Below are 10,481 nucleotides of genomic sequence, written 5' to 3'. Positions count from 1 at the left end.
ATGGATGCCTTTTTTTGTAGCTGTTGCACTTGAATTGTAAATTCGCCACATACACATGGAGCGCTCAACCTGTATGTAAATCACCCGACACCCTCAACCCCTTCCTGATTTATGACCCCCAGCAAAACCCGCTCCCTCTTTTCCCTGCTCGCCCTCGCCCTCGCCGCCGTCTGGCTGGCGCTGCTCTGGCAATGGCCGTGGGCGGATTTGTTGCGCGACCCGGACGCGCTCCCCATCGCCGGAGCGGCGGTGCAAATGGCGGTGTTGCCGGAAATCGTCGCCGCGTTTCTCGCCGGTGGCCTGCTCGCGCTCGCCAGTAGCGCCTTGCAGCAAATCGTGCATAACCCGCTCGCCTCGGACAGCACCCTCGCCGTCGCTGGCGGCGCGCAGTTGTCGCTGATGCTGGTCACGCTCTTTTTCCCGGCGGCGGGGCTGTTCGGCAGTTTTTGAGTCGCCTTTGCCGGGGCGGTCGCCGCCATCGCGCTGGTGCTGCTGGTCGCGGGCGCAGGCGGGATGAATGCGTTGTCGCTGATTCTCGCCGGGCTGATTGCCAATATGGTCTTCGCCGCTGTCGCCGCCGTCATCGTCCAGTTTTATCACGATATGCTGCTCGGCGTGATGGTCTGGGGCGCGGGCGCGCTGTTGCAGGACGGCTGGGCGACGGTCGCCGCGCTGTGCTGGACGACGCTTGCCGCCGCCGTCGCCTTCGCCCTGTTGCAGCGCCCCTTGACCCTGCTCGCGCTCGATGATGAGCAGGCGCGCCGCCTCGGCGTCCCGGTCGGACTGCTGCGCCTCCTCGTATTGCTGCTGGCGGCGGGGATTACCGCGCAGGTGGTGAGCCGCGTCGGCGTTATCAGTTTTGCCGGACTGGCCGGGGCGAGTGTCGCCCACCTGCTGCGGCTGCGCGCGACCGGGGCGCGGCTGGCGGTGTCATTCGTCAGCGGTGGCCTGCTGCTGCTTATCGTCGATAGCCTGCTCAATATCATCGGCCATTACAGCGGCACCCTGCTGCCCGCCGGGGCGATGACCGGCGTCCTCGGCGCGCCGTTCCTGATTTATCTGGTACTGCGCCAGCGCAAAAGCCAGGGCATCGCGCGTGAACAGCCGCCGTCCGCACCCGCGCCGCGACTCACTTCGTGGCAAAAACCGCTGCTCGGTCTCGCCGCGCTGGCCGCGCTCGCGGTGCTGCTACAAGGATTTACCGCCGGGGCGGACAAGGATTTACCGCCGGGGCGGACGGCTGGGGCTGGCATTGGCAGGGCGACCTCATCCTTGAGCACCGCCTGCCACGCAGCCTCAGCACCGTCGCCGTCGGCATCCTGCTCGCCAGCGCGGGCGTGCTGCTGCAAACGCTGACGCGCAACCCGATGGCCAGCCCGGAAGTGCTCGGCATCAGCTCCGGCGTGGCGCTGGCAGTACTCGCCGCCTTCATCGCCTTCCCCGCGCTCGGCAGCGGCGGCCTGCTGCTCGCGGGCGCGGGCGGTGCGCTCATCGTCGCCGTGCTCATCCTCTGGCTGTCGCGCCGCCTGCAACCGGCGTGGTTGCTGATTACCGGCGTCGCTATCGCCGCGCTGATGCACGGCGTGATGACGCTGATACAGGTCAGCGGCAACCCGCAACTGCAAAGCGTGCTGAGCTGGCTTTCCGGCAGCACCTACTACACCCGCCCCTACACCGCGCCGCTGCTGGTGCTGCTCGCACTCGGCCTGCTCGCGGGCGCGCTGCTCTGCCTGAAACCGCTGCGCCTGCTGGCGCTGGGCGAAACCGTCGCCGGCAGCCTCGGCCTCGCCGTCCGCCGTAGCCGCAGCGTGCTGCTCGTCCTCGTCGCGCTGATGAGCACCGCCGCCACCCTTGCCGTTGGCCCGCTCAGCTTCATCGGCCTGATGACCCCGCACCTGGCGCGGCGCAGCGGCGCGGTCAGCATCGACAAACAACTGCCGGTCGCCGCCCTCTACGGCGCAGCACTGATGCTCGTCGCCGACTGGCTTGGCCGCTACCTCATCTTCCCCTACGAACTCGGCGCGGGCGTCCTCGCCTCGCTCCTCGGCGGCGGATACTTCCTGCTGCACCTGCGGCAACCCCATCCAAGAGCCCGTTCAACATCCCGTTGCGGGCGTAATTAGCGCGGGATTGAGCGGGCTGCCGCGTTGCAAAACTTGGCAAGGTTATCCACATTGCCTGCGTTTTGCGCCTTGCATCCCATCCCAACCCGCGCTAACCCACCTCACCCCGGAATATTGACCGGGCTCAACCAAGGAACCCCCCATGACATTACAAAAGCCATCCGCCTCGCCCTCTGCGGCGCGGCCACTGTCAGCGTCGCCCACGCCGCCGACAACACCACCCTCGCGCCCGTCACCATCGCCGCTGACAAAAGCCGCGTCGCCAGCGAAGACACGCGCGACTACACCGTGCCCACTATGACGAGTGCCACCGGCATGGCACTCTCCACGCAAGAAACCCCGCAAACCGTCAGCGTCGTCACCCAACAACAAATGCGTGACCAGAACCTCACCGACCTCGCCAAAACCCTGGAAAGCACGCCCGGCGTCTCCGTGCGCAAATTTGACCGGGGACGCAACACCTTCAGCGCGCGCGGCTTCGCCATCGACAAATACCAGGTGGACGGCATGAACGTAAACTGGGCAGGCGCGTGGGTCGCGGGCGAAAGCGTCATTGACACCAGCCTCTACGACCGCGTGGAAATCGTACGCGGCGCGACCGGCCTCATGACCGGCGCGGGCAACCCGTCAGCCAGCGTCAATCTCGTGCGCAAACACGCCGACAGCAGCGAACGCAAAACCGCGCTGGAAGCAGGCGTCGGCCGCTACGGCGACCTCAAACTAAGCGCCGACCACAGCCAGCCGCTCACCGCCTCCGGCAACCTGCGCGGACGCATCATCGCCAACCACCAGGGCGGCAAAACCTTCGTTGACCGCGAAAAAGACAAAAGCAGCACCCTCTACGGCGTGCTGGATGCCGACATCACCCCGACCACCAGCGCCAGCGTCGGCATCAGCCACCAGCGCAACGACAAAGACGGCGCCATGTGGGGCGGCCTGCCCGTCACCTACACCGACGGCAGCTTCACCAACTGGAAACGCGGCAAAAGCGACAGCACCAACTGGTCATACTGGGACAGCCGCACCACCAACATCTTCCTCGAAGGCAAACAAGCGCTGAATGACAACTGGAACGTGAGCCTCAAAGCCGACCACCGCAACGCCACCGGCGACTCCGAACTCTTCTACTTCAGCGGCGGCAGCGTCAACCGCAACGGCCTTGACTGGACGCCGTGGCCGGGCAAATTCCACACCGACGCCAAACAAAACACCATCCAACTCCAGGCCGACGGCAAAATCCAGGCCTGGGGCCAAGAACACGAACTCACCGCCGGCATCCAATACAACCGCCACCACCGCAGCTCCTACAGCTGGGCGAACGACGGCATCGCGCCCGCAACCGACCTCAACACCTGGAACGGTAACTACCCCCGCCCGAACTGGACGACGCGCAGCCTGAGCCAAGACCAGACCGACACCGAAACCGCGCTCTACGCCGCTACCCGCCTGCGCATCACCGACCAGCTCAGCACCATCATCGGCACCCGCGTCAGCAACTGGAAAAGCAGCGGCGAAAGCAGCCAAAAACCCTTCAGCCAAAAAAACAGCGCCATCTGGACACCGTACGCGGGCATCACCTACGACATCACCCCGAACCAGACCGTGTACGCCAGCTACGCCGACATCTTCAAACCGCAAACCCAGCGCGACCGCAACAACAACCTGCTTGGCCCCATCCGGGGCAGCACCTGGGAACTGGGCTGGAAAGCCAACTGGCTCGATAACCGCCTCAACACCCAGGCGAGCGTCTTCCGCACCCGCCAGGACAACCTCGCACAAAGCAGCGGCGAAAACATCATAGGCGTCACCCCGCCGACCACCGCCTACTACGCCGCCAAAGGCGCAAAAGTCAACGGCTTCGAGCTGGAAGCGAGCGGCAACATCGGCGAAAACCTGCGCCTTGGCGCGGGCTACACCCAATGGAGCGGCAAAGACGCCCAGGGCAAAAAACTCAACACCACCCACCCGCGCAAACAACTCAAACTGTTCGCCACCTACGACGTGCCCGCCGTCAGCGGCCTGACCGTCGGCGGCGGTGTTGCCTGGCAAAGCCGCACCTAGACGGCAACCAAAAACCCGGCGACCGGCGCAGAAGTTGATTACGGCCAAAAAAGCTACTCCGTGGTCAACCTGATGGGACGCTACCAAATCACCGACCACTTCTCGGCGCAAATCAACGTCGACAACCTCTTCGACAAAAAATACCGCAACCAGCTCAGCTTCAACCAGTACGGCTACGGCGACCCGCGCTACATCAGCGCCAGCTTTAAATACGAATTCTGAAGCCGCCGCCTGCGCATAAAAAACCCCGCCGTGGCGGGGTTTCTTTTCAGCAGTGCGTAGCGGCGGTTAGGACGAAGTCCGTAACCGCCCGTTTCGGCAACCCGTAGGGTGTGGCCACAGGCACGCACGCGTCGCCGGTTTTCCCGCGTGCGTGTCGGCTGCGCCGCCACACGCTCTACGATGAATGTAAAAACAGCGCCCGGAGGCGCTGCTGTTTTATGCGATGCGGCATCATCTGGCCGGATGGATGCGGGCGGTTACGGCTTCGCCTAACCGCCCTACGGGTTATCGGTTTACCCGGCAAAGCCGTGGATGCCTTCCAGGTTCGGCGCGTCGTTCTGGCGGTAATCCACTTTGAGCCAGCCGCTTTTGCCGTCGGCGGTTTTGATGAGCAGCCAGGCGCTGTCGTCGCAGTCCGCCGGGGCGTTGTCGTAGCCGCAGAATTCCTGTTTGCCGAGTATCAGGGTGATTTTGCCCTCCGGTGCGATTTCTGCGACAACGGTGCTGCCGTCGATGCGGTCGAGCAGTTTGGCGGGGACGGCGCGGTTTTCGGCGGGCTTGTCGCCGTCTTCATGCCACTGGCTGTGATAGGTGCTGTCGAGGCCGAGGTAGTAGAAGGGCTGGTCGATGGCCACCGGCTCTTTGTCATTGATGCGCCATTTTTCGCACACCGGGAAGTAGCGGCTGCTGGCGTCGTCGCTGTCGCTGTAGATGTAGCCGTTGCCGGGGAGGGTGATGTCGGCGGGTAATGCCCGTTCGTCATCGGCGACGGGCAGGCCATCGTTTTTCGGGCTGAGGCTGATATAGCCGAGATCGTTCACGGCGAGGTCGGCCCAGGCAAGGTTCCATACGGTGCCGCCCGGTTTGAGCGCGGTTTCGAGCAGGAAGTGGTAGTCGAAGGCGCCGTCGCCCGCATCTGCCGGGGCTTTGCCGGCGACGGCCTTGTTATTGGCGTCGTAGTGGTAGTAGCTGTCCTGTTTTTTGCCAAGCTGCGGGTTGTAGTGGATGGTGGCGAGGGTGTCGCCGTTGAAGGTTTCTGTGAGTGTCTCCAGCGCCGGGAAGGCCTCGCTGCCCGCCTCAAGTTTTTCGCCTTTTTGCGCCCAGCCGGTGATGCCGTAGTCGGTGCGCACCAGATGGTTGCCGTGGTCGTCGGCGAGCAGCACATGGACGCTGCTGTCCTGGGGCAGGTAGCCGATGGCATCGCCGCCGTCCGGTTTGGCGGTGAGCGTCAGGGCGGTGGCGGCGCGGGTATCTTTGCCGATGTAGGCGAGCGGGATGCCTTCTGCCTTGGCGGGGATGCTGTCGGTGAAGGCATCGGCGGCGGCGTGGGCGCTACCTGTGGCGACAGCGAGGAGGAGGGCGAGGGTGTTGCGGTTCATGGTTTTCTTTATTTTGGGGAAGCGGAGGGGGTTGTGCGAATGCCCGGACGGCCAGCGCGCCATCCGGGCGGTGTACGGCGGCTTAGCCGGCGAAGCCGTGCAGTCCTTCGATATTGGGGAAGCCGTCGCCTGCGCCGATGTTGAACCAGCCGGTTGTGCCGTCGGCGGTTTTTACCAGAATCCAGGCGGGGATGCGGTCTTCGTAGTCGAGTTCTTCGCCTTCGCGTTCAACGAAACGCTGCTGGGCGAGGACGAGGGTAATTTTGCTGCCGGGCGCGATTTCAGCGACGGTTTTATCGCCGCCGATGCGGTCGGTGAGCTTCAGCGGTTCGGCACGGTTTTCCGGCTCTTTTTCACCGCTGTCGTCGTAGCTCCAGCGCCCCTGGTAGGTGGTGTCCGCACCGAGGTAGTAGTAGGGCTGTTCGATGTTTTCGCGGTCGTTGTCCTTGATGCGCCATTTTTCGCGGGCGCGGAAGTAGCGGTTGCCGTCGTCTGCATCGCTATAGATGTAGCCGTTGCCGGGCAGGGTCAGGTTTTCGGGGAAACCGATGCCGTCTTCGCTTTTCGGCAGGGCTTTCGCCACCGGGATGAGGACGCAGTACGGCCCGCCTTCAACGCCGGGGCTGCAATCAACGTTGTAGCGCGCGCCGTCGGGCTTGAGCGCGGTCTCAAGCAGGCGGTGACGGGTCTCGGTGTAGTCGTCTTCGTCAGTTTTTTTCGGTTTGGGTGTTCCGGCGACGGCGGGATTGTCGTCGCTGTCGTTATTGTAGTAGTAGCGCTCGTCGCGTTTTTCCGCCAGTTGCGGGTTGTAATGGACGGTGGCGTAAGCGTCCTTGTCGCTGACGGTTTCCAGCGCGGGGAAGCTCTCGTCGCCCGCGTCCTTGCTCTTGCGCGCCTGCGCCCAGCCGACAATGCCGTATGCGCTGGCGACCAGATGGTTGCCTTTGTCATCGGCGAGCAGCACTTGCACTTTGCCGCCTTGGGGAATGGCACCGATGTCGTGGCCGCCATCGGGCTTGAAGGTTAGCGTCAAGGCGGTGGCGGCGGTGGTGTCCTTGCCGATGTAGGCGAGTGGCACGCCGTCGGCCTTTTCGGGAACGCTGTCGGCGAAGGACGTCGCGGCGGCGTGAGCGCTGCCCGCAGCGAGGGCGACGAGGATGGCGGGGATGTTGCGGTTCATGGAGGTTCCTTGCAGGTTGAAAAAATCGGCGCAAATTATATAGCGCGACACGGGGTACCACACAACGCCTGCACAAAAGCACCGCAACAGGAGCTTTTTCTTTTATGATGTACACGCTCATCGCGCCACAAACCCTGTATGGCTTCATCCATTACGGATAATGGTGAACTTCGGAATATTCATCCATCAAGGGCATACGTCATTTTTTGTATTTGTCATTACCGGTATGGGCAATTCCAGTTATTTCTCCATGAGCGCAACCCGTTTCGTCTGCGGATATTTTATCAACAACCCTTTAATAACCGGAGCAACTCCATGACCCCAAAAAGCCGCCTCTGGCTCACTATCGCCGCCCTTGTTTTTGTTGCCATCCTCGCCGCCCTGTTTATGAGCGGTGTCTTGCATGGTGCGGTGAATTTTATCCTCCATATTGACCGCCATTTGACCGAGCTCAGCGCGCAATACGGCGGCTGGATTTATGCCATTCTCTTTGTCATCGTCTTTTGCGAAACGGGGCTGGTGGTAACACCTGTTTTGCCCGGTGATTCTTTGCTTTTTGCCGCAGGCAGCATTGCCGCATTGGGCAGTATGAATATTCATGTAATGGCTTTGGCGCTGATGCTCTCCGCCATTCTTGGCGATGCGGTCAATTTTGCGATGGGCAAATACTTCGGCGAGCGGCTCTTTGCCAATCCCGATTCGCGCATTTTCCGCCGCAGCTATTTGCAGCGTACTGAAGCGTTTTATGCCAAACATGGCGGCAAGACGATTATCCTCGCCCGCTTTGTTCCCATCGTCCGCACTTTCGCTCCCTTTGTCGCGGGCATGGGGCATATGCGCTATGGCCGCTTTTTCCGTTTTAACGTCATCGGCGGTATCGCCTGGGTGGCGCTGTTTTCTTATGCGGGATTCTGGTTTGGCCAGCAGCCAGTTGTTAAAGAGAACCTGACGCTGATTCTGCTCGCCATTATTGTCATTTCCATCCTTCCCGCCATAATTGAAATTATCCGGGCGCGTCGCCATTGACGCGCCACTTTATTGAAGGAGTTTATTTATGTCTGATGCCAAACAATGGCGCGCCCTTGATCCTTTTTACGCGCGCGAACAACAAAAATATGGCGACAATCCCCTGCCCAGCCGCGAATTTATTTTGAACTGGCTGGAAGCGCAGGGCAAATTACTGACTTTCGCGCAAATTGCCCGTGCCTTTGGCATGGACAAGGCCGAAGGCGAAAAGCTGCAATTCCGCCTAAAGGCAATGCTGAGCGCGGGGCAACTCATGTGCAACCGTCAGGGACGGTTTGGCGTCGCCCGCAAAATGGATTTGGAGGCCGGATTCGTCGTCGCCCATCAGGAAGGCTATGGTTTCTTTAGCCCGGAGAATGGCGAAGCGGACGGTTTTATTCCGCCCAAATATATGGCGGAATTGATGCACGGCGACAAAATCCTTGCCCGCGTCAAGGATGTCGATGAACGCGGGCGCAAAGATTATGCGCCGGTGGAAATTCTAGAGCGGGCGCAAAAGCGCATTGTCGGCAAATTGACGGTGCAGCAGGGCGTGTGGTCGCTCATTCCCGATAACCGCCGCCTGACCCACCGCCTGATTATTCCGGCGGGCGCACTCGGCGGCGGCAAGGCGGGGCAGGTGGTTATTGGCGAAATTACCGCCTATCCGTCGCGCTACCAGCAGCCAATTGGCAAGGTGGTCGCGGTATTGGGCGAGGCGATGGCGGCGGGAATGGAAGTCGATATTGCCATTGAAAACCACAATATTCCGGCGGAATTTCCCGAAGCGGTGCGGGCGCAATGCGAGACGATTCCCGATGCGCTGCGCGACAGCGATTACGAAGGGCGCCTGGATTTACGCCATTTGCCTTTTGTCACTATTGACGGCATTAGCGCACGCGATTTCGATGATGCCGTTTATGCGGAAAAGCGCGGCGAGAATTACCGCCTTTATGTCGCCATTGCCGATGTCGCCCATTATGTGCAGCCGGACAGCCCGCTCGATATTGAGGCTTACAATCGCGGCACTTCGGTCTATTTTCCCGACCGCGTCATTCCGATGTTGCCGGAAAAATTATCGAACGGTTTATGCTCGCTCAATCCCGATGTTGACCGTCTGGCGATGGTTTGCGAAATGACTTTGGCGGCGGATGGCAGCATCAAGCGCAGCGCCTTTCACGATGCCGTCATTCATTCTCACGCGCGCCTGATTTACGAAACGGTCGAAGAAATACTATTCCTCGATAATACCCTGTTGCGCGAATCTTTTGCCGCCTTAAAACGCCCGCTGGATAACCTGAAAAATGTTTACAATATTTTGCGGGCGGCACGCTTGTCGCGCAGCGTCATTGATTTCCATGCCAGCGAGCCGGAATTTATTTACGACAGCGAAGGCAAGATTGAAACCATCAAGGCACGCGACCGCCTCGAATCGCACCGTCTGATTGAAGAATGCATGATTGTTGCCAATATCTGCGCCGCCAAATACATTGGTCGCCACAAATTGCCGGCGCTTTACCGCGTGCATGACCATCCCAGCGCCGAACGACTTGGCAAACTGATAGATTTTCTCGGCAAGCGCGGCATTAAATGGCAGGGTTCGCTGGATAATGCCACGCCGGAACAATTTTCCGCCTTGCTGGCGCAATGCAGCGACCGCCCCGATTTCGCGCAGATAGAAATCATGGTCTTGCGCAGCATGAGTCAGGCAATCTACATCCCGGAAAACCGGGGGCATTTTGGCCTCGCCCTTGAGCACTATGCGCATTTTACCTCGCCTATCCGCCGCTATCCCGATTTGTTGGTGCATCGCGCCATCCGTCACCAATTACACGGCGGCAGCCGCGACAATTACCGCTATAGCGCGGAAAGCATGGTAGAGAAAGGCAAGCATTGCTCGATGACCGAACGCCGCGCCGATGAAGCGACACGCGACGCGATGGATTTCCTTAAATGCGAATTTATGAGCCACCGCATTGGCGAAACCTTCACGGGGCGCATTGCCAACATTACTAATTTTGGTCTGTTCATTACGCTGGACGATATTTACATTGACGGGCTGGTACACGTCTCGGCGCTGACCAATGATTATTACCACTACAACGCCGAAACCTTTACCCTGAACGGCGAACGCAGCGGCTACCGCTTCGCGCTGATGGATGCGGTAGAAATCCAGGTAGCGAAAGTCGATATTGACGACCGCAAAATCGATTTTGAATTGCTGTCGCATAAAGGCAAGGCACTGCACGAAAGCGGCAAAAGCAAAAAGACAGCGAAAAAAGTGGCAAAAGCGATTGTCGCCAAGGCAGAAAAAGCGACAGATAAAAAAACAAGCAAAACCACGGTGAAAAAAACGGCCACCCCGCCGACCAAGGCAGAAAAACGGGAACAGGCGGCGAAAAAAGCAGAGAAAACGGCGAAACCCGTCAAAACGGCTAAAGCCAAATCGACAAAAGCGAAAAAAACTACTGCAACCAAAACACAAAAGCGCAAACCGTAGGGGCGGTTAGC

7 protein-coding genes and 1 pseudogene are annotated in these 10,481 nt (G+C 60.3%); 6 read left to right on the top strand and 2 right to left on the bottom strand.

All coding sequences use genetic code 11. The annotated features are described in order from the left end of the window. Nucleotides 1-111 precede the first annotated feature (111 nt). The 4 genes and pseudogenes from Q0349_RS04695 to Q0349_RS14070 all read left to right on the top strand — a co-directional run. Nucleotides 112-1,011 (top strand): annotated as a pseudogene (locus Q0349_RS04695) (iron chelate uptake ABC transporter family permease subunit); the annotation flags it as partial. Nucleotides 1,012-1,136: 125 nt separating this feature from the next. Next, nucleotides 1,137-2,123 (top strand): iron chelate uptake ABC transporter family permease subunit, encoded by a 987-nt coding sequence (locus tag Q0349_RS04690; RefSeq protein ID WP_298079721.1) that lies wholly within the window; start codon nucleotides 1,137-1,139, stop codon nucleotides 2,121-2,123. Nucleotides 2,124-2,237: 114 nt separating this feature from the next. Beyond that, on the top strand, nucleotides 2,238-4,184 hold the full coding sequence (locus tag Q0349_RS04685) for a TonB-dependent siderophore receptor (protein WP_366916276.1): 1,947 nt from the start codon (nucleotides 2,238-2,240) through the stop codon (nucleotides 4,182-4,184). Between the two features lie 72 nt (nucleotides 4,185-4,256). Then, the gene (locus Q0349_RS14070) at nucleotides 4,257-4,406 is read left to right on the top strand and encodes a hypothetical protein (RefSeq protein ID WP_366916275.1); all 150 of its coding nucleotides are present in this window, start codon (nucleotides 4,257-4,259) and stop codon (nucleotides 4,404-4,406) included. Nucleotides 4,407-4,699: 293 nt separating this feature from the next. Here the strand turns inward: Q0349_RS14070 and Q0349_RS04680 are convergent, their stop codons facing one another. Then, nucleotides 4,700-5,785: a hypothetical protein gene (locus Q0349_RS04680; RefSeq protein WP_298079720.1), complete on the bottom strand. Its 1,086-nt coding sequence runs from the start codon at nucleotides 5,783-5,785 to the stop codon at nucleotides 4,700-4,702. Between the two features lie 82 nt (nucleotides 5,786-5,867). Next, the gene (locus Q0349_RS04675) at nucleotides 5,868-6,965 is read right to left on the bottom strand and encodes a hypothetical protein (RefSeq protein WP_298079719.1); all 1,098 of its coding nucleotides are present in this window, start codon (nucleotides 6,963-6,965) and stop codon (nucleotides 5,868-5,870) included. A 387-nt stretch (nucleotides 6,966-7,352) separates the two neighbouring features. On the opposite strand from Q0349_RS04675, the gene Q0349_RS04670 reads away from it, so the two are divergent. Beyond that, a complete protein-coding gene (locus Q0349_RS04670; protein WP_366916277.1) occupies nucleotides 7,353-7,991 on the top strand; it encodes a DedA family protein in 639 nt (212 codons plus the stop codon). A gap of 28 nt (nucleotides 7,992-8,019) precedes the next feature. Next, complete coding sequence (gene rnr / locus Q0349_RS04665) at nucleotides 8,020-10,470, top strand: ribonuclease R (protein ID WP_298079717.1); 2,451 nt, start codon at nucleotides 8,020-8,022, stop codon at nucleotides 10,468-10,470. Nucleotides 10,471-10,481: the final 11 nt, after the last annotated feature.

It is taken from the genome of uncultured Cardiobacterium sp., from assembly GCF_938028185.1.
Taxonomy (GTDB): domain Bacteria; phylum Pseudomonadota; class Gammaproteobacteria; order Cardiobacteriales; family Cardiobacteriaceae; genus Cardiobacterium.
This window is presented reverse-complemented; position numbering and strand designations above follow the sequence as displayed.

Bases quoted from the DNA above. Each gene is read 5' to 3' on its own strand.
- Q0349_RS14070 (WP_366916275.1), top strand. From the start codon at position 4,257: ATGGGACGCTACCAAATCACCGACCACTTCTCGGCGCAAATCAACGTC.
- Q0349_RS04680 (WP_298079720.1), bottom strand. From the start codon at position 5,785: ATGAACCGCAACACCCTCGCCCTCCTCCTCGCTGTCGCCACAGGTAGC.
- Q0349_RS04675 (WP_298079719.1), bottom strand. From the start codon at position 6,965: ATGAACCGCAACATCCCCGCCATCCTCGTCGCCCTCGCTGCGGGCAGC.
- Q0349_RS04670 (WP_366916277.1), top strand. From the start codon at position 7,353: ATGAGCGGTGTCTTGCATGGTGCGGTGAATTTTATCCTCCATATTGAC.
- rnr (WP_298079717.1), top strand. From the start codon at position 8,020: ATGTCTGATGCCAAACAATGGCGCGCCCTTGATCCTTTTTACGCGCGC.